Raw genomic sequence first — 19,794 nt, forward strand, 5'->3', positions numbered from 1 at the left:
ATCCCCACGTCGTCTTTGTATTCCCCATCCTTCCAGTAATAGAGGAGTTTTTTACCGTTGATGCCTCCGGCCTCATTGGCCATATCCACGGCATCCTTCATGGCATCCTGTCCGTGGATCCCGGCAAAGGCAAAACGGCCGGTAAAGGGATGGACGGCACAAATGGTGTAAGTCTGCTGGGCCTGGGCCGGATAAAAAGAATAAAGACTCAAACCCATTACAATGGTCAGGATAATCATCAATGCTTTTTTCATGTGAACAGACCCTCCTTAAAAAAAATTTTTAGGTAAACCCTTCATCAGAAGATTTAGAAAGCCCCCTCCTTTCTTAACATGAAAATAAAAAAAATCAGGCTATAGGCACGAGGCTATAGGCCATAGGCGAAAAAAACCATAAAATAATTTACCTTGTGCCCATAGCCCATAGCCCCAGAAAATTTTTTAGGCGCATGGTGCCCTCCCGTGAGGCATAAAAGTTTAGTTCGAAAATAGGGCTCAGCGCTTACCGAGTTCTATTTTCATACTTCGTGGTGCCACGCCCCAAAAGGCGGGGCATGGCGGTTTAATACGAAAACGGCCAAAGCCGGAAGACGCTTTTGATGCGGTTCCAGATTTCTGCCAGGCCATGGGGTTCGAAAATCAGGAAGGCGATAATTAAACCGCCGAAGACCACCTCTTTTAAGGGAATAAAAATCTGTTCGTACCCCGGGGCCTGCATTTTGACGACCCCGGCCAGATAATTCAGGAGTTCCGGTACGATGGTCATAAAGACGGCCCCGAAAATCGACCCGATGACACTGCCCAGGCCCCCGATGATAATCATGGCCAGAAATTGTATACTCAAAATAAAAGGGAAATGTTCCGGCGTTATGACCTTTAAAAAGCTCATCCAAAGGGCGCCGGTGATCCCGGCATAAAAGGAACTGATGGCAAAAGAGCTCAATTTGTAATGCAGGAGATTGATTCCAATAATTTCGGCGGACAGGTCTCGGTCCCGGATGGCGATAAAGGCCCGGCCCATGCGGGAACGAACCAGATTGCGGGCATAGCCCACGGCCAGGATGGCAAAAAAGAGGGTGATCCAATAAAAATCCTTTTCGGTAGCGAACTTAAAACCGCCGATCTGGGGCGGCGGGATATGGATGCCGGTGATCCCCTTGGTCATGGACTCCCAGTGAACGAAGACAAATTCAAAGATAAACTGGGAGGCCAGGGTAGCGACGCACAGATACAGGCCTTTGACCCGGAGGGAAGGCAGGCCGATGATCAAACCGGCCAGGGCTGAAACCAATCCGGCAAAGGGGAGAGAGGCCCAGAAGGAAAAGCCGAAGCGGCTGATCAGGATCGCCGAAGTATAGGCCCCGACCCCGATAAAGGCCGAGTGGCCCAGGGAAATCTGCCCGGTAAAACCGGTCAACAGATTCAACCCCACGGCCCCGATGACGGCAAAACCGATCATATTGGCTAGGTATAAAAAGTAGGCATTGGCCACGAAGGGAAAGATCAGCAGAAACACAAAAAACAAGGCTAAAAAAAACTTAACGAACCGCGATTGGAAGATCGCTTCGTCCTTCAGGTAGTTTTCTTTAAAATCGCCGCAGCGCATAATGTTTTCCCGATTAACCGGACCAGTGACAGGAGAATAAATGGATTTTTTTACTCGCCACTCGTCACCCGTTACTCGTCACTTCCCCTTAGACCCTCTCAATGAGCTTTTTCCCGAACAATCCGTAAGGCCGGAACATAAGGATCAAAACCAGAATGAAGAAGGGGGCCACGCTTTTAATGCCTCCTCCAACCAAAGGATCGATATAGAAGCCGGCCAAATTCTCCAGGACGCCTATAATCTATCCCCCGAGGATGGCCCCCCCGATGCTGTCCAGCCCCCCCAGGATAATAACCGCCAGGACCTTGAGCCCTATGTCACCCATATAGACGCTGATGCCTGACAAATTACCGATGACAATCCCGCCGATGGCCGAGGCCATGGCCCCGAAGCTCCAGGCCAGGGCGAAGACCCAACGGACGCTGATGCCCATGGACTGGGCGGCTTGCTGGTCATTGGCCGTGGCCCTCATGGCTATGCCGGTCCGGGAAAATTTAAAAATGGATACAAAAATCAGGGTGCCGATGATGGCGAAGATAAATCCCCACAATAAACCTGAGGGGACGACGGCAAATTTAAGATTCAAGGGCTTGGGGGGGAAGATATCGGGAAAATTTCGAAAGACCGGGGTCCAGATCATGTACATAAGCCCCCGCAAAGCAACCCCCAACCCGATGGTGACCATAATGACCGAAATGATAGGTTCCCCGATAAGGGGTCGTAAGATCACCCTTTCCACGATCACCCCGAGCACAAAAGCAAAAAGGAGGGTAAAAAGGACGGCCACATAAAAAGGGGCCTGGAGTTGGGTCAGGACGGTCAGGCAGATAAAGGCCCCGATGGTCATGAATTCGCCCATGGCCAGATTCAAGACGCTGGTGGCCTTGTAGATCAGGACAAAACCGAGGGCGATCAATCCATAGACACCGCCGGTGGCCAGCCCGCTAATGATTATTTGTAAAATCATTTCCATCTGACATGGTTGCCTTTGGGTTAATTGTGAACGGCAATTAACAGTTGGGAACCCTTAACATGCTGCGGAAAAACTCTTTTTTTACAGCAGACCTATATCATAACTGGAACATCTTTGTAAATTAAAAATGCACCATCAGCCCCCCAACTTATTTGCACCTGCCGCAGGTTTATGATAGAGTACCTCTCTCAGCGGCTGATCCTGGTGCCCCAAAGGGGTTCCGGTTTTATTCCAAATGGAGACCGATTAGATGGAAAACCTCTTGAGCATTCTTGATTCATTTCAACCGGGTTGGAAGAAAAAGGCCTATGTCGGCGACCTGATCGCTATTCTAAAAGAGATGGTCATTCCCAACTATTCTTTATTAGAAACCAGGATTGAAGACAATAAGGCTATATTTCCCAAGGAGTGGGACCAGATCGTTTCGGCTTTCCGGGAGGCCCATATTTTCGATCTCCTGGTGCCCCCGGAATATGGGGGACGAAAGACCTCCGAAGGAGACATCTACTGTTTGATGGAACTCCTGGGCTATACTTCTCCCGGTATCGGCATTATCTTTGTGTCCCATGGCCGGGCCATCGACCTTGTTCTTCGGGGAAATGAGGATCAAAAGGAAAAATACCTTCCCCGGATGGCCCAGGGACATTTAGGAGCCATTGCCATGACCGAGGAAAAGGCCGGTTCTGATGCCAGTGCCATCGGCCTTATGGCCAGACGTTTGAATCAGCACTATCGATTCAACGGCGAGAAGATTTTTATCTCTAACAGCGGCTTGGCCGATATCTATACCATCCTGGTCAATACCAAAGGGATCAAAGGCCCCCGTTCGTTAAGTGTGTTTATTGTCGAGAATCAAACCCCGGGATTCTTTATAAAGGGACTCCCGGAAAAAGATGGTTTGAAGGCCTTGCCGATCGGACGGCTCATCTTTCAGGACGCCCTCGTACCCCTGGAAAACAGGGTCGGAGAAGAAGGAATGGGTCTTCTTTTGACCCTTGATGTTATCGACCAGGGAAGAATTTATATTGCCGGCATCTGCTGCGGGTTGGCTTTCCGGATTTTCCGGGAGCTCTATCAATATGCCCTGCGAAGAAAACAATTTGATCATTCCCTGACCAGCAGTCAGGATATCAGTTTCCAACTGGTCGATATGCACACCAAAATCAATGCGGCCAGAGGCCTTTGTTTACACGCCCTGGAACAGATCGGAAGTCCTTATTACCGGATGAGTTCTTCGCAAGCCAAATTGTTCGCCTCGCAAATGGTCATGGATGTGGCGGCCCGGGCCATGGTCCTGATGGGCGGCCGAGGCTATCTTAAAAATGATTTGATCAATCAGTTGAGTGCCGACGCCCGGGGCATGGAATATCTGGAGGGGACCTCCAATGTTCAAAAAATGATCATCACCAGGGAGTTATTCAAAATGTATCACAAAGAAATAGATGATCTGATCAATAGCGGCAAATAGTTACTTAAGAATAAATTTCTACGCAAAATGGATAGAATTTATTAAAGAACAGGCCGTTAACCCGGAACCAGCCAAGACATTTAACATGTTTCGTATATCCAATTTTGGTTCCGGCTGGTCCGGGTTGGGTCAAAGGTCTTTTAAAGCTTGACATCCATCCCATCCTGGTATATATTCTTAAAATAATAAAGAAGAAGTCCTTGTCAAAAGCTCCGGAAGCCAAAACCATCAGGCCCTGCCTGGGGCACAATACCCAAGTACCTGTGGACAGTTTCATAGCCTGAACGGCGGCTTCACCGGCAATCCCGACCTATTCATCCTAACGTCCTCCGAATTTACCATAAACCAGCCGGATCAATTCATCAGGCGTTTCTTTGCCATGCGAGGAAAGCCCGCCCGGTGAAAAAGGAGATCTATGTCATTTTCATCTTTTGCACTTAACCCTCATCTATTGAAAGCCCTCGAGGAAAAGGGTTTTGACCAGCCCACACCGATTCAAAAGCTGGCCATTCCGCCTCTTCTTCAAGGCCGCGATGTCATGGCCTCGGCCGTGACGGGAAGCGGAAAAACCGCCGCTTTCCTCTTGCCCGTTCTCCACCGGTTGATCGGACAGCCCCGAGGAAAAACCCGGGTTCTCGTTCTTGTTCCCACCCGGGAGCTGGCCGTACAGATTACCGAGCATTTTTATGAATTGGCCCGGCATACGCCCCTGAAGGGCGCGGCCGTTTACGGAGGGGTCTCTCCTGTTCCCCAGGTACAGGCCTTCCGAAAGGGAGTAGACGTCCTGGTCGCAACCCCCGGACGGCTCCTGGACCATATGCGCAACGATTACGCCCGGCTCGACGGAATTGACTATCTCGTTCTGGACGAGGCGGACCGCATGCTCGACATGGGGTTTTTGCCCGATATCCGTCGCATCCTGGGACAACTTCCGGACAAACGTCAGACCCTGTTCTTCTCGGCCACCCTGCCACCGCCCATCGTGGTCCTGGCCGGGGAAATGCTCAATAATCCGGTTTCCCTCAATATCAGGCCCAAACCGACGCCGGCAGCCCAGATCAGCCACGTGGCCTATCCGGTTGCTCATGAGTTGAAATCAACCCTCTTGCTGGCCCTCCTCAACCAGAGCGAGACCAAGAGCGTCCTGGCCTTTACCCGGACCAAGCACCGGGCCAACCGGTTGGCCGATTTTCTGGAAAGACACGGCGTTTCGTGCGCCAGGATCCACGGCAACCGCAGTCAGGGTCAGAGGACCGAAGCCTTGTCCGGATTCAAAAAAGGCAGGTTCCGTGTCCTGGTGGCCACGGATATCGCCGCCCGGGGGATCGACGTAGAGGCCCTCGGTCTGGTCTGTAATTTTGACGTCCCCCCTTTAGCCGAAGATTACGTCCACCGGGTCGGCCGGACCGGTCGGGCCATGGCCGCGGGCGATGCCTGCACCTTGGTCTCTCCCGATGAGGAAAGCACTTTCCGGTCCATCGAACAGCGCCTTGGCAAGCGGGTGCCTCGAGAAAAGGTGCCCGGCTTTGATTATGAAAAGAGACCGGCCGAGCGGTTCGAGATCCCCTTAAACGAGCGGATTGCCGCCATTCGCAGCCGGCGGGCCGGGGAGCGGGCCCGCCATAATGAAAAGCCCGAATCAAGGAACCGCAGGGCGGCGGGGCCGTACAAAGGGGACCGGAAAGATAGTTCTCGAGCCGGGATTTCTCCCGGTGCCCATCACGCCAGCACCATATTCGGGCTTTCAAAGGGAAAAGGAACGGGCCTTCGACGGTCCTCTACACAGGAACGATCGAGATAGAAATTCCTTTCTTCAAAATGTCCCTTCCCCAATCCCTCAATACGGATGGACTTTTTACAAGTCCATCAATAACTATTGAATCGAGGGATTGAGGAAGGGAGCACAGTAAATTGTGCAGCTTGACTTCGTTTTTGTGCAACCCGCCTTCACCACCTTAATCCTTGAAAATTACAACCCTGTAAAATAATTAACCAAGTATAATTTAATCTCCCCTGGCATAGGCTTTGCTAAGGTCTGAAGAACCGGAAGGATTCGCGTATGTTTTCAGGATGCCTCGATTGGCGATCCGATCCATCGCCGATTCTTCCAAATTCCAAAAAAGGGAACAAGTCTAATCGTAATTGCCAAGGAGAAGAAATGACCTCTGAAGAATCAGCCGCCGTTAAAAAATTAAAAAATCAGTATCATCGAATATCTAACAACCTGGACAAACTATTTTATGCCTGCGGGGATAATCCTTTTCTTAAAGAACAAGTGGAGGATAATAAAAAAGAAGCCTTGAAAAACTATATTCTCGCTCACAATCTGATCATTAACCAGAGTACCGTCAAGGTTAAGCAACTCATGGAAGTAGCGGACAAAACCCAGGAAGAAATCGATCAGGCACTTGAAGATCTGAAAAACATCAGGCAAACGCTGTTTGTAATCACCGAAGCAGTCAAGACTGTTGGAATAGCTGTTGCGAGTCTCTGACGGGAGTCCCCAGGGAAAGGCACTCATCGATTAAACCCTCATGACCCATTGGGTCACCACGAAGCATAAAAATCGGTTTCGCCAGACCTCGATTTTAATTTTTTATTGTTTACTTTGAGCTTTCAGCTTTCAGCTTTGAGCTATTTTCGAACTAAATTGATGATTATGTAATAACTCGTCATCCCCTTTATTATGATCCAATTCCTTGAGTCAGTTTGGCCTTTCTTTTTTATCTGAATTGGTGTATTTTCAGGGCGGATTTTCCTTTAGAACGAGTCTTCGGAACATCATTAGGAACCGGAGGGAACATTTATGCCCAGCACCCTGGAAAAACTTAAGGAACTTTTTGCAGCCAAGTTCGAATTCGACATTGAAGAGCTTAAACCTACGACGGTGATCGAATTTTTAGGCATCGATTCACTGGATATGATCGAATTCATGTTTGATATCGAAAATGAATTTAATATTAAAATTCCTGACCGGGAATTTAAGGTGACAACGATACAGGACATGGTAGAGGCTGTGGACCGGTTCGTCTTGGAACAAAGGGCCGGGTCATAAAGTTATAATATCTAATAAAGTTTCAAAAAGCTAACCAGATACAATTTAACCTGCTTTCGGAGATTCTATTATGAAACGGCGGGTCGCCATCACCGGGCTTGGCATTATTTCCCCTTGTGGAAATAATATCCCTGACTTTTCGGCCAATCTCCTGGCCGGCAAGTCGGGAGTCAGAAGGATCTCTTCAACCTATTCAAATCTCCTTTCAGTAAAAATTGCCGCTGAAGTCGATTTTAATCCCTTCGATTATTTTACTAAAAAACAAGTGTCTATAATGGATCGAACCGGCCAGTTCGCTTTAGCGGCCGCTTCTCAAGCCTGGAAAGATTCTGAACTCTCTCTTGAGCCGAAAGAAAAAGAACGGGCCGGCGTCTATATCGGTTCGGGTATGGGTGGGGGAAACTCCATAGAGGAAATGTACGATCAGCTTTTTAAACAGGGCGCCGATAGAGTGAAGCCTTTCACGGTGCTTATGGTGATGAATAACGCCTCGGCCTCCCACATATCGATAGAGTATGGTCTTTCCGGACCTTGTTTGACCTTATCCACGGCCTGTGCTTCGTCCGGAAACGCCATCGGGGAGGCCTTCCGGCAAATCAGAGACGGCTATGTGGACCTGATGATCGCCGGCGGGACCGAAGCCTTTTTGACCTATGGATGTTATCGAAGTTGGGAATCCCTGAGGATACTGGCCGAAGAAGATCCAGAGGACCCGTCAAAATCGTGTAAACCTTTTTCCAAAAACCGTACCGGTTTGGTAATGGGTGAAGGGGCGGCCATGGTGGTCCTTGAGGAGTTGGAACGGGCTGTCAGCCGGGGGGCACCTATCTACGCAGAACTCCTTGGTTATGGCTCAACCTCCGATGCCCTGCATCTGACTCGTCCCTCCCTCGAAGGGCAGGCGCGGGCCATGTCAGAGGGACTCCAAGAGGCCGGTTTATTGCCCGAAAAAATAGACTACATCAATGCCCATGGGACAGCAACCCAGTTGAATGATTTATTGGAGACCCAGGCCATCAAGAAGGTATTTGGCGAATACGCCTACAGGATTCCGGTCAGTTCCACCAAATCGATGCATGGCCATACCATGGGGGCCACCGGGGCCATTGAATTTATTGCCTCCCTGCTGGCCATAAAAAATCAGGCCATTCCCCCCACGATTAACCTGGACCATCCTGATCCGGAGTGCGACCTCGATTTTGTTCCGAACAACACCCGAAGAGGCGTTCAAGTCAAAACGGTAATGTCCAATTCCTTTGCTTTTGGAGGAACCAATGCCGTGCTCATTGCCGGGAAGATGGATGTCTAGACCTTCTCAGAAAACTCTTTAAAAAAGATTGAGTTGGGGGGAGGGGAATTTCGAAGGGGGAACATCTTCCTTGAATAATTTTACCTGACCATAGACCCCGTCATAACCCGGCTTGACCCCGATCCGGCCTTGACGGACCCGCATAATCCCTTCTACCAGGCGGTCCTCCATAAAAGACCGCAATGCTTCTTCCGGTAAATCCAAAAGGATTTGAAATTCAGAACCTCCCCGTTCGATCAATCGCAGATATTCTTTCCTGATCCTGCGGGATTGGACCCCGACTTCAAACACCTCGGCCAGTATTTCTTCCAGAGGGACGAGATGGAAGGCCGGAATGGCCCCTTGGGGTGTCCATCCCAAAGGACGGTCGGCCAGGGCTTCCACCCGGTGCATGACCCCGACCACCAAAGGTTTCCCACAGACCGGGCAGAGATAATCCTTTGCCCGGGTTTGGCTTGGGGAATAGCAGATCCCGCAGATCCGATGGCCGTCAAAGTGATATTTCCCTTCTTCCGGGAAAAATTCGATAGTCGCCAAAAAGTGTTTGGGATTTTTCCCTTTGATGGTCTGGACGATGCTTTTGAAGGTCATCTCACACTGAAAGAGATTGGCTTCCCGGCCGATTTTAGCCGGTGAATGGGCATCGGAATTGGAGATGAGACTGATCCGGTCCAGGGCCGACCAGCGCCGGTTCATGGCCGGATCGGAAGAAAGGCCGGTTTCGATAGCAAAAATATGAGGGGTTTGTTCTTCAAAACATTCTTCCAGGCTGTCAAAACCGGAATGGGAACCAAAGACCGAAAACCAGGGGGTCCAGGCATGGGCCGGGACGACCAGGCATTCCGGATCTATATCCAGGGCTATTTTTACCAGGTCTTTGGCTGAGAAACCGAAAATAGGCCGGCCGTCGGAATGGATATTCCCGATGCGTCCCAAATGGAGATTAATTTTTTCTATCGACCGGATACTGGGGGCAAAGATCATCATGTGGACCCGGCGGCCCTTGCCGGCCTGGGTGTAAATGTGACTGGTCTCGGCCGTCAGGATAAACTGGACGGCCGGGGAATCGTCTCCTTTTGGCTTCAGGAGCCCTTGACCGGTTTCTTCCAGATCGTTTTTGATTTCTTCAAAGTAGGTCGGATGGGTGAAATCCCCGGTGCCCAGCAGGTTGATTCCCTTCAACCCGGCCCAATAGGCCATGGTCTTCAGGTGCATTTCTTTGCTGGTGGCCCGACTGTAGGCCGAATGGACGTGGAAGTCGGCAATAATTTTCATGATACCTTATAGTAGCGGTGACGGGGGTCGAGGGTCGGTAAAAAGCCTTATCTCGTCACTCGTCACTCGTCACTCGTCACACTTTCTACGGCCAGACCGTATGGACCTTTTTGTTTTTTTCCTCAATCTCTGTTTCCAGACTTCCCTTAAAAGTCTTCAAGGCCGAAGCCAGGGCCGGAGAATCCAAAGCCAGGATCTGGGCGGCCAGGATGGCGGCGTTTTTGGCCCCGGCGGCCCCGATGGCCATAGTGGCCACCGGAATGCCCGAAGGCATCTGGACCATGGCCAGCAGAGAATCCAAACCCTTCAAGGAAGAAGAATCTATCGGGACCCCGATAACCGGCAGGGTGGTTTCGGCAGCCAGAACCCCGGCCAAATGGGCGGCCGCCCCGGCCCCGGCAATCAAAACCTTAAAGCCTTTTTCTTCGGCCTTTCGGGCAAATTCAGCCGTCTTTTTAGGCGAGCGGTGGGCCGAAGAAATCATCAACTCATAAGGGATCTTAAACTCCCTTAAGGTCTTGGCCACTTTTTCCATAATCGGAAGGTCTGAATCGCTGCCCAGGACAATCCCCACCAGGGGGACGGTTTTAGCTTCCTTCCGGTCGTATTTCAGGGCCTTTTGTCCGATATCGCTACGATAATAAGCGGTCTCCCAATGAATCTTTTTAACGGCCTGGTAGGCGCGACGTATGGCCTGGGGGATATCCGCTCCCAGGGCCGTTACCCCAAGGACCCGCCCCCCATTGGTAACCACGGCCTTTTCTTTTAAGGTTGTCCCGGCCTGAAAGGCCGCCACATCTTCCAGGCCTTTAACTTTTTCCAACCCCTTGATGACATGTCCCTTTTGGTAGGTTCCGGGGTAGCCCTTTTCGGCCATGACCACACAGACCGCCGGGCGTTCATCCCAGGAAATTTTTATTTCATCCAAGGTTCCCTTGACCACGGCCTCAAAAATTTCCACGATGTCGCTTTGAAGCCGCATCAACAAAGGCTGGGCTTCGGGGTCTCCGAAACGCACATTAAATTCCAGGACCTTGATCCGGCCGTTGTTGATCATCAATCCGGCATAGAGCACTCCCTTGTAAATTCGGCCTTCTTTGGCCATGGCCCGGACCGTGGGGATCATGACCTGGTTCAGGGCCTCTTGGAAAAGAGTCTGGTCCAAGACCGGGGCCGGCGAATAGGCCCCCATTCCTCCGGTATTGGGTCCTTGATCGTTATCGAAAATGGCCTTGTGGTCCTGGGAGGAAGGCATGGGTACAACCGTTTGTCCATCGGAGAAGGCCAGAAAGGAGGCCTCCTCTCCGATCAGATATTCTTCCAAAAGGATTTTTTCCCCTGCTTCCCCAAAGGCCTTGTCGAGCATAATTAATTCGATGGCCGCCCTGGCCTCGTCCATGGTCTGGCAGATAATGACCCCCTTTCCGGCGGCCAGTCCGTCGGCCTTGACTACGACGGGGACCCCGATTTTCTCCAAACCGGCCAAGGCCGACTTGGGATCAGTGAAGGTCTTAAAGGACCCGGTGGGAATATTATATTTGACCATGAGGCGCTTGGAAAAATCTTTGCTGGCTTCCAGGATGGCGGCCTTTTTCCGGGGGCCGAAGACCATAAGCCCCTTCTTCTCAAAGGCATCGACCAACCCTTTGGTTAAGGGATCTTCGGGTCCAACCACGGTCAGGTCGATTTTCTCTGATTGGGCGAACCGGATCAGTGCCGGGACATCATCGGCTTTGATCGGTATACATTCGGCCAATTCTCTGATCCCGGCATTTCCAGGGGCACAATAGATCTTGGTAACCCTGGGGCTCTGGGCGATCTTCCAGACCAGGGCATGTTCCCGGCCGCCGCCGCCGATTACTAATATTTTCATGAAAGCCTCCGTTAATAAAACAAGGTGCACGGTGCAAGGTGTAAGGGGCAAGGTTTACGTTGCTAAAGTTAGGGTCTTGCCGTATACCCTACACCTTGGACCTTATACCTTCAAAAGAATTTTCCCTATCTCCTGCCAGTCGGCCACCCGGTGGTATTCATGCCGCCCTTTGTTCCAGGGCTGGTCAAAGACAATGGGGGTGATTCGATTTTCAGACAGCAGCCGGCAGGTATCCAGATGGTCGTCTACATAATAGGGGATACCCAGATCTTTCAAGATCCCCAATTTCAAATGATGTTCACGGGAAGAAATAACCCGGATATTTTGAGGGTCCACTTGCGACAGGGTGCGGGTCACCCAATCCCGGATAGGATCGAGCTTTTTGCGGGCGGTGATAAAAACCAGGGGATGTTTTTCGGCATATTCAGTCAGGACCCGAACCGAATGATCGATGGGATGCATCTCCAGGGCATAAGGGTAATCCAGGACTTTCTCAATTATCAGATCGATGATTTCCCGTTCGATCGGCAAACAGTCATAAAGATAATATTCGGTAAGGTCCTCATAGCGTATGGAATCAATGTTGTAGTGGTCCCGGGCCAAACGGATAAAGAGCTCCATGATGTTGCCGAAGACACCGTCGATATCAAAGGCCACCCGGCCGGGGACCTGCCTTAAAGAAAGGGTGTTATTCATGAAGGTTCATATCCGCCAAATAGCGCGTAATAGCCCCGTCATAGTGATGGGTCAGGCCGTAAACCTTTTTGGCTAAATAGAAACGGGTAGCCAAAGTAGTGTTACCCTGGGTTTTAAGTTCCCTAAGGACCTGGGGATAATCGGCCGGGTCGGTCAGGACCGACACATCCTGAAAATTTTTAGCAGCGGCCCGAAGCAGGGCCGGACCGCCGATATCGATATTTTCCATGGCCTCTTCCAGGGTGCATCCCGGTTTGGCCACGGTTTTTTCAAAGGCATAAAGGTTGACCACCAACAGGTCGATCGGTTCAATACCCAGAGATTCCATCTGTTCCAGGTGGTTGGGATCGTTCCGGCGTCCCAATAGCCCGCCGTGAATTTTAGGCTGAAGCGTTTTTACCCGGCCGTCCAATATCTCCGGAAAGCCCGTATAAGCGGAAACTTCGGTCACCGGGAGTCCTGCCTCCCGTAATGCCTTGGCCGTTCCACCGGTCGAAAGTATTTCAAATCCCAGGGCGACCAATTCCCGGGCCAGTTCGGTAATCCCGGACTTGTCCGTCACGCTGATCAAAGCCCGTTTTTGACTTGCCATATTCAATAGACCTCTTCTTAATTAAAGTTGGGCTATACTATCAGGGATGAACTTTAAGGTCAAGCAGGATCAAAATCTGGTAGTGGGTCGGTTTGAGAAGTTATTTTCTCAGGAGATCTCTTATTTTCTAAGCAGTCCAAAGTCCTTATAACTAAATGAAATTATTAAGACCTCGATTCGTTTCCGTCATTCCGGCCTCCGTCCCGGAGGGGACTACACCCCGAAGGGCGAAAGCCGGAATCAAATGTTTTATCATCACCATATGGCTTCTGGATGCCGGATCAAGCTCGGCATGGCGAAAGGACTTTAGACTCTTCAGTTATTTAAAACTATTGATAATTTAAACCATAGTGTTATATTTGATACCTTGTTTCATATGATCTCTTTCTTCCGGATTTTGTTTGGCAACTTTTAACCTTAGAAAGAGATCGTGCTTTATTCAAATCCTTTTTTGCCTCAACTTTTGAACGCTATTAAAGCTTTTATTGACAGGCAGTTAATAAAATGGTAATACTAATAAAGTTTACAAAGTACAATTTATTAATTATTACAAATGGTTGTTGTTAAAAATAAGGGAGAGGGTGACTAAAATGGCACGACCAATCAAAGTAACACCAAAATTAGATGCACAATCGGCTTGTGTCTTTTTGGGGAGAATGGTTAGCCAAAAAACCAGTGGACCAATCCCAACCCCCAAAATTAAACTTGCAATCCAAAAAATTAGAGAGGATGTTAAAAACAACAAGAAATAGTCTTGCAACGGAGAAATTTGTTCTAACTCGCCTCGAAAATCAAAAAGATTTTTGTTGTACCAATTTTTTTGATTGTGGCGATGAAGATTTAAACGAATTTTTTCAAAAAGATGCTTATAATCATCGGCTTGAACTTTTAACGCAAACTTTTTATTTACAAGATAAGGCCACAAGGAACTATTTATTACTTCCTGTGGCCTTTATTAGTTTTTTAAATGACAACATTCGCATTCCAGAGAACCATAAGACTGGAAAACTAAAAGATTTTTGGAAACACCTGAAGGATTCTGTCCCTGAACCCAAATTGCATTATTTATCTTATCCAGCAGTAAAAATAGCAAGGCTTGGGGTTAAAAAGGATCTCCAGGGGATGAATATTGGAACATATCTCCTAAATATGGTTAAAGAATTATTCTTAACCGACAACCGGACTGGTTGTCGATTTATTACGGTAGATGCTTACAATAGGGCTGAAGTGATTAAATTTTACGAAAAAAACGGTTTTATGTTTTTATGGGAAAAAGATAAGGCCAAAGAATCTCGCATAATGTATTTTGATTTAAAATTTTTTAATTTAAAATAATCCTAAAATTCCTCTATCCAGATGCCCTATTTATAAACGGTTTAGATTCTTCTAAGACGACCCTTGCTCTACCCAAGGCTTTCACGATCTATCTTGCCCAGCATCCCCGGTAACTTGAGTGGGTCCCTGCAAACCATAAAATCCCATCTCCCCAGCCGCCCCCAATTGTTGACCGCCGAGACCCACCGCCTGGCGGCCTGGTATTTGGCATGATCCATGTCGATCTCCCCGCCCTTAACTTCAAGGAGGATGGTCAGACCGGTTTTATGTTTGACGATGTAGTCCGGCTCGTAGTGGTGTTGCACTCCTTCATATTCATAAGGGATAAGCATAAAAGGCCGGTCGTTTCGCACATAACAGACAACATGATCCCTTTGCTGTTCCAGGTAAAAGGCGGCAGTCTGTTCCCATTTGCTGTCCAGGACCACGGCGTTCACGTGAGACCGTCCGGTTCCATGGACATTGCGCTTGGTAGTGAAATCCACGTCGCCACTGGTACCAACGGGTTTATATCGGTTGAGTATGGGAAGCAAAGGCAATTCCCCCTGACCTTCATCCGGTTCAATAGCGTCGAGAAGTCTTTCCTTAATGCGCTTGACGTACTTTTCAAGCCCCAGTTCGCAAGGGTTCTGGCCCTTGAAATCCACCTTTTCCTTTACAAACCGGTGAACGATCCTGAGCACCTGCGGGAAAAGGAGATGCCGGGCCTGGCCTCGTGCCCGGGCTGTGCCGCTCACTGCTGCTTGGGCGCCCTCGCCCACGAGGGTGGCTACGATACTGCGGGCGATCTCAAATTTGATCTCCTGGAAATGAAACTGTTTGTAGTATTCCTGTCGGTTATGTTCTACAAACTCTCCGAGCCCGCTGCCGTGGGTCGTCCCTTCGATATAGCCCGGTATGATGCGCAAGAACGTAGCGGTCGGCGTATTGTAGGGCTCCACCACTACTCGCTCGATCCGGCCGAAGTCCGCCCGGATGGACGGCCGTTTCAAGGCATAGACATAACCCTCCACATTGGGAAAACGAATTTCAAAACCGTCCCTTTCCTGCAGGGCATAGACGTGATTGATGGGTTTGTCCACCGGGGTCCGTGATGGCTTTCCCTTATAGGGGATCACGGAAAAGGGGATCCCATAAACATCAACATATTCTTCCGGTAGTAACTCCGTCTCCGGGTCAGGTGTGTAATTCCTCCGCCTTAAGCCCCGGCCGACGACCTGCTCGCAGAGCAATTGACTCTTGAAGGCCCGTACGCCCAGGATATGAGTTACGTTGTTGGCATCCCATCCTTCCGTCAGCATCGACACCGAGACCACGCAGTGCACATCCTGTCCCGGTTTGCCCGGCTTGCCCACGGTATTTACGATCTCCCGAAGGGCCTTGGCCGCCTCATCCCGAGTGGCCTCAGGGTCCTCGCTTTCTATCTTCTCCAAACGCTTACTGTCGATCCTGATAGTCGATAGCCACCCCTTCTCGTTCTGAAAAAGCTCAGGAAATGAAATCTGGCTGGAACCATAACTGGCCTGCATCTTAGCTCGCTTCCTTCGGCTTCCACCGTTACCGTTTTCTTCCTCCTCGCCGGAATCCTTTGGAATATCCTCGATTTCTCTCTGACCGGAGATATTCTCGAAAAAAACTTGAGCAATGTCTGTATTGTCACAGACTACGATCATAACCGGCGGGGCTTTTAGTGCCGTATCGCTGGCCTCGGCCACGGCCTCGAATGTTTTTTTATACTCTCCGGCCAATTGGACAAGGGCGTCCTGGGCTTTCTCCCAGACCACCTCGGGTTTCGGCCTCCGATTGGACAAACGTTGCCCGGCCGGAAGGTTATCGGTAATGTTCTTCCAGAGTTTGAAATATTTAGGATCAGGACGTCCGGTGGTGTCGCTGACCGGCAGACGGGGTATCTTAGTAATCCCGCTTTCGATGGCATCCACCAGGCCAAAATCGCTGGCGACCCAGGGAAAAGGCTCACCTTCGGGAAAACCGCTTCCCTGAAGATAAAACGGGGTGGCTGAGAGATCCACACAAAACCGTATTCCGCAAGCTTTATTGATCCGGTCAAGACCCTGAACCCAGATAGTGGCCTCTTCCCTTTCCTTCCGAACCTCAGCGTCGATGATTTTGACCTCATCCTCCGGTATGGGCGCCGGCCTGTAGGCATGGTGTCCCTCATCATTAAAAACCATAACCTGTCCCCGGTCATAGAGTTCGGCCAGACGAGTCCGGGCGAAGGCCTCGTCGGTTTCCGCCCCCTTTTTTACCACGGCAAAACTTCGGCCTCCTTCCACATGTTCCGACTCAGGGGCAAAAAAATGCCAGTTGGTAACCAGGACCTTACCTGTTCTCAATAGGTCCCTGTACTGAGGGGGGACAAGATCGAACTCCGTGTAATAATCATTTCCTTTCCGGTCGGTCCGTAATACCTGAAGTCTCTCTTTGATCGTCAGATTAGGGCAGCAGATAAGGGCCGTATTGGGGAACCGGTCGTCGCTTGGGACCCTGGCTCGATTACAGAAGGCCCAGGTAACCAGCATGGCCATGACCACGGTTTTGCCCGTGCCGGTGGCCATCTTACAGCCCAAACGGAAGAGCGGATCATAAACCGGATCAGCGGGCCGGTCATAGAACTGGTCAAAGTCGGCATCGGTAAAGGCCGGGGTCCAGCGCGGTTTTCCCCGGGAGCCGTCCTTTCTCACCCCCCTGATCTCGCTGAGGAAGATGATCGTTTCCACGGCCTCGATCTGGCAGAAAAAGAACCTTCTCGGTCTGTCCTTGCGCATCCAATGGCGGAGCAGGTCCTTGGTTACATTCGTTGCCCCTTCCCATTTGGCATTTCGCCACTTTTTCACGTCTGACCTGAGCTTGTTGACCAGTATCAGATCGCGCCGGCCCTCCTCAAGCCCGAGACTCAATTGACCCTGGCGTGAATCCGCTTCCGGAAGCTTATACCAGTAGGAGGCCGGCCGCCGGCCGGTCTGCTTGGCGGCCATACCGGTACTCCGGTCATATTCCCAATAGTGGGAAGGCTCGTAATAGGGCTTACAGATGACTGGGCTCTCAACGGGCTGAACAAGGACCGGATCAGACATGGTACCCCTCCAGACTGTGAACCCGCATAACCTCATTACCTCTTGGGTCGATCACCTTAACGGCAATCCTCTTATGGTCCCCGGCAGGAAAAGGGATGGAAACGGTTCCGGAGAGCTTGGAAAAGGCCTCGGGATCGAGAGCATTGTTGAGGGCCCGAGAAAGCTTGTCCCAGGCGCTTTTGTCCGGAAAGAAGGCCTGGGTAACGCAGAAGCAGCGGCCGTCGTAATCGGTGTCCAGAAACCAGGCCGCCACCTTGGCCGCACCACTGGAACGGACCGTGTTGCTCACCGGATCATAAATATCAACGCCTTCCATTTCCACCACGTACTGGCCATCAAGCTCAGATCTGACCATTGTCCGGGGTGTGCCGGAGACGGTGAAAAGCTGGCTGGAGACGGTGGTCTTCAGGAGATCGCCCATGACCACATCCGGCCGGATCTGGGCCATGTGGAGACGCACATGGGGATCCTGAACCTCCTGGATGGTAGCTTGAGCCGCGCCGTCAAAACTGAAAGCGGCAAAAACGATATCGTCAAATCCCCGGCGGCTGGCCGCCCGGATGCCTTCTTCAACCATGACGGTATTCAGGGAACCGTACTGAGGACCGAACATAACCGCCACCAGCCGGTCTTCTTTTCCCTCGCCCCAGGTGCCTTTGGCATGGAGGACAGAGCCTTCGGATAGGGCCTCCAACGTGGAGAATTTCATGACTCTGTTGTCCGGGAAGCGGACCCCGTCTTCCCGCAATAACCGGATCATACGGTCCACATAGGCTTCCGCATTCTGCGCTTCTGTGGCAATGTCGTCCCCGCCAAAGGCTTCCATATCTTCCGGTGCGCCGCCGATGGGCGATTCTTCCGGTTCAAGATCGATACTCTCCTCAGCCGGAATAACGCCTTCTACGGTAAAGGGACCAGCAACACGAACTTTCTTATTGTCCTTAAAGGGCTGATCCACCAGCTCTTCCTGATCAGCCCGAGCGGCGATACAGGCGTTGACCTCATCCATCTTCTGCCGCCAGGCGGTGCGATAGTCGGTGAGGGCCGTTTGAAGGGCCCCGGGCCAGTCAGGATCACTATCGAAAGGTACTTCCCATTCCTTCCATTCGGTTTCCGGCAGTTTCCATCGCCGCTCATCGGCGTTTGTCACAGCCCGCCGGCCTTCTCGCTGTGTCTTTTCCTGTAACTTAAGAAGAAGGCTTTTACGGATTTTTTTGTTTACGGTTTGGGGAAGGGTCTTGTTTAAAAGGACAAGCTTTTCCGCAAGGACCGGCTCCCACTTCTCGAAGATGGGATCAAGGGCCTGGTTCTGGGCGATGCTTTTTAAGGTGATATGAGGAACGGTCTTGCATTCAAAGGTGCAGGTGCCTTGGATGTTTCCTTCCGGGTCGGTGAGCCAGGGTCCGTCACCGTTTCGTTCCACGTCCTCGGCGCTCGTGGTGCGTAATTTGTAATAATCAAATTTTGCCGTCAAAAGCCTCTGCCGGGCAATGGCAATGGCCACCCGGCTGGCGTCAATACTTATCCAGCGCCTCCCCCACTGTTCGGAAACATAGGCCGTTGTGCCAGACCCTCCGGTGGGATCGAGGACGAGATCACCGGGGTCTGTGGTCATGAGGAGACAACGTTCAATGATCGAATTTGCTGTCTGAACAACATAGACTTTCGGATCTGAACGACTTGAGATTCCTCCTCCCACATCTTGCCAGAAATTCGTTAACGCTATAGCTCCAAAATCCAAAAAGAATTTTCTGAAAGTTAATCGATTCCCCTCGATAGCAACTCGATGTGAATTGATCAATCTATTCATGCCATCTTGGTTTGTCCTCCACCCTCCAGCACTTGGTATATATCTATTACCTTGGAAGCTGACAGCAAAACTAGTAGTATCACTGCCACTCCTTGAAGTTAGTCCTTGTCTGAAAAAAGGATTCCAATTTTTTGCGATAGCCGCTGGATTTGCCCGTTCATCTTCGGAAAGTCTTCTTTCTTCACCATACTCATTTAGGCAATTCAAGTACCGTGTTGCACCCTGCTCACCTAATTCCAACCCTTTATAACTTTGCCTAAACTTTATTCTTTCCCTATCCTTGCAGTACCATATAACATAGTTCGTAACGCCATCCAAAAGCTCAGAACCTAAGCCAACTGACGTTTTGTAGGAGATGACAGATATAGAGTTTTGAGTACCAAATACTTCATCCATCACTGTCCGCACTCTATGCAAATTTTCATCTCCGATCTGAACAAAAATGCTCCCCGTATCCGTCAATAACTCCTTAGAAAGCAATAGTCTGTCCCGCAAGTATGAGAGATACGAATGAATACCTAAAGTCCATGTATCCCGGTACGCCTTGACTACCTCCGGTTCACGGGTAAGATCTTCATCTCGGTCTTTCACATCCCGGCGGCCAACTTCGGGCTGGAAATTGCTGGCATATTTAATTCCGTAAGGTGGGTCCATGTAGATCATCTGCACTTTGCCGGCCAATGCCTCCCTGCGGGAAAGAGAGGCCAT

At 50.4% G+C, this 19,794-nt stretch carries 15 protein-coding genes and 1 pseudogene; 7 read left to right on the forward strand and 9 right to left on the reverse strand.

Annotated elements, in window-relative coordinates; genetic code table 11:
• The 3 genes and pseudogenes from HY879_17740 to HY879_17750 form a co-directional block, all read right to left on the reverse strand.
• The coding region (locus HY879_17740) for an ABC transporter substrate-binding protein (protein ID MBI5605182.1) at positions 1-254 on the reverse strand (254 nt) is incomplete at its 3' end.
• A gap of 307 nt (positions 255-561) precedes the next feature.
• Positions 562-1,605, reverse strand: a complete 1,044-nt coding sequence (locus tag HY879_17745) for a branched-chain amino acid ABC transporter permease (GenBank protein ID MBI5605183.1) — start codon at positions 1,603-1,605, stop codon at positions 562-564.
• Positions 1,606-1,693: 88 nt separating this feature from the next.
• Positions 1,694-2,578, reverse strand: a pseudogene (locus HY879_17750) (branched-chain amino acid ABC transporter permease).
• Between the two features lie 250 nt (positions 2,579-2,828).
• On the opposite strand from HY879_17750, the gene HY879_17755 reads away from it, so the two are divergent.
• From HY879_17755 to fabF, 5 genes are all read left to right on the forward strand, one after another.
• Positions 2,829-4,046 (forward strand): acyl-CoA dehydrogenase family protein, encoded by a 1,218-nt coding sequence (locus tag HY879_17755; protein ID MBI5605184.1) that lies wholly within the window; start codon positions 2,829-2,831, stop codon positions 4,044-4,046.
• A 415-nt stretch (positions 4,047-4,461) separates the two neighbouring features.
• Positions 4,462-5,847 (forward strand): DEAD/DEAH box helicase, encoded by a 1,386-nt coding sequence (locus HY879_17760; GenBank protein MBI5605185.1) that lies wholly within the window; start codon positions 4,462-4,464, stop codon positions 5,845-5,847.
• A 357-nt stretch (positions 5,848-6,204) separates the two neighbouring features.
• Positions 6,205-6,540 (forward strand): hypothetical protein, encoded by a 336-nt coding sequence (locus tag HY879_17765; GenBank protein ID MBI5605186.1) that lies wholly within the window; start codon positions 6,205-6,207, stop codon positions 6,538-6,540.
• Positions 6,541-6,852: 312 nt separating this feature from the next.
• Positions 6,853-7,101, forward strand: coding sequence for an acyl carrier protein (locus HY879_17770; GenBank protein ID MBI5605187.1), 249 nt, complete (start codon positions 6,853-6,855; stop codon positions 7,099-7,101).
• Between the two features lie 70 nt (positions 7,102-7,171).
• The gene (gene fabF, locus HY879_17775; protein MBI5605188.1) at positions 7,172-8,410 is read left to right on the forward strand and encodes a beta-ketoacyl-ACP synthase II; all 1,239 of its coding nucleotides are present in this window, start codon (positions 7,172-7,174) and stop codon (positions 8,408-8,410) included.
• A gap of 18 nt (positions 8,411-8,428) precedes the next feature.
• On the opposite strand, the gene HY879_17780 is transcribed toward fabF, so the two are convergent.
• The 4 genes from HY879_17780 to HY879_17795 all read right to left on the reverse strand — a co-directional run bounded on the left by HY879_17780 (position 8,429) and on the right by HY879_17795 (position 12,846).
• Positions 8,429-9,685: a DNA helicase UvrD gene (locus HY879_17780; GenBank protein MBI5605189.1), complete on the reverse strand. Its 1,257-nt coding sequence runs from the start codon at positions 9,683-9,685 to the stop codon at positions 8,429-8,431.
• An 85-nt stretch (positions 9,686-9,770) separates the two neighbouring features.
• Positions 9,771-11,558, reverse strand: a complete 1,788-nt coding sequence (gene purD, locus HY879_17785; protein ID MBI5605190.1) for a phosphoribosylamine--glycine ligase — start codon at positions 11,556-11,558, stop codon at positions 9,771-9,773.
• Between the two features lie 102 nt (positions 11,559-11,660).
• Positions 11,661-12,254, reverse strand: coding sequence for a hypothetical protein (locus tag HY879_17790; protein ID MBI5605191.1), 594 nt, complete (start codon positions 12,252-12,254; stop codon positions 11,661-11,663).
• Positions 12,247-12,846 carry an IMP cyclohydrolase gene (locus HY879_17795; protein ID MBI5605192.1) on the reverse strand — a complete coding sequence of 200 codons (600 nt, stop codon included), beginning with the start codon at positions 12,844-12,846 and terminating at the stop codon, positions 12,247-12,249. Before HY879_17795 ends, HY879_17790 begins: the two co-directional genes overlap by 8 nt.
• A 590-nt stretch (positions 12,847-13,436) precedes the next feature.
• Here HY879_17795 and HY879_17800 point away from each other — a divergent pair.
• Both HY879_17800 and HY879_17805 read left to right on the forward strand, forming a co-directional pair.
• Positions 13,437-13,598, forward strand: coding sequence for a hypothetical protein (locus tag HY879_17800; protein ID MBI5605193.1), 162 nt, complete (start codon positions 13,437-13,439; stop codon positions 13,596-13,598).
• Entirely contained in the window at positions 13,576-14,181 is a 606-nt protein-coding gene (locus tag HY879_17805; protein MBI5605194.1) for a GNAT family N-acetyltransferase, read from the forward strand. Before HY879_17800 ends, HY879_17805 begins: the two co-directional genes overlap by 23 nt.
• 68 nt (positions 14,182-14,249) lie before the next feature.
• Here the strand turns inward: HY879_17805 and HY879_17810 are convergent, their stop codons facing one another.
• Both HY879_17810 and HY879_17815 read right to left on the reverse strand, forming a co-directional pair.
• Positions 14,250-17,276 (reverse strand): DEAD/DEAH box helicase family protein, encoded by a 3,027-nt coding sequence (locus HY879_17810; protein MBI5605195.1) that lies wholly within the window; start codon positions 17,274-17,276, stop codon positions 14,250-14,252.
• Positions 17,269-19,767, reverse strand: coding sequence for a site-specific DNA-methyltransferase (locus tag HY879_17815; protein ID MBI5605196.1), 2,499 nt, complete (start codon positions 19,765-19,767; stop codon positions 17,269-17,271). Before HY879_17815 ends, HY879_17810 begins: the two co-directional genes overlap by 8 nt.
• Positions 19,768-19,794 lie beyond the last annotated feature (27 nt).

It is taken from the genome of Deltaproteobacteria bacterium (genome assembly GCA_016219225.1).
GTDB lineage: Bacteria > Desulfobacterota > RBG-13-43-22 > RBG-13-43-22 > RBG-13-43-22 > RBG-13-43-22.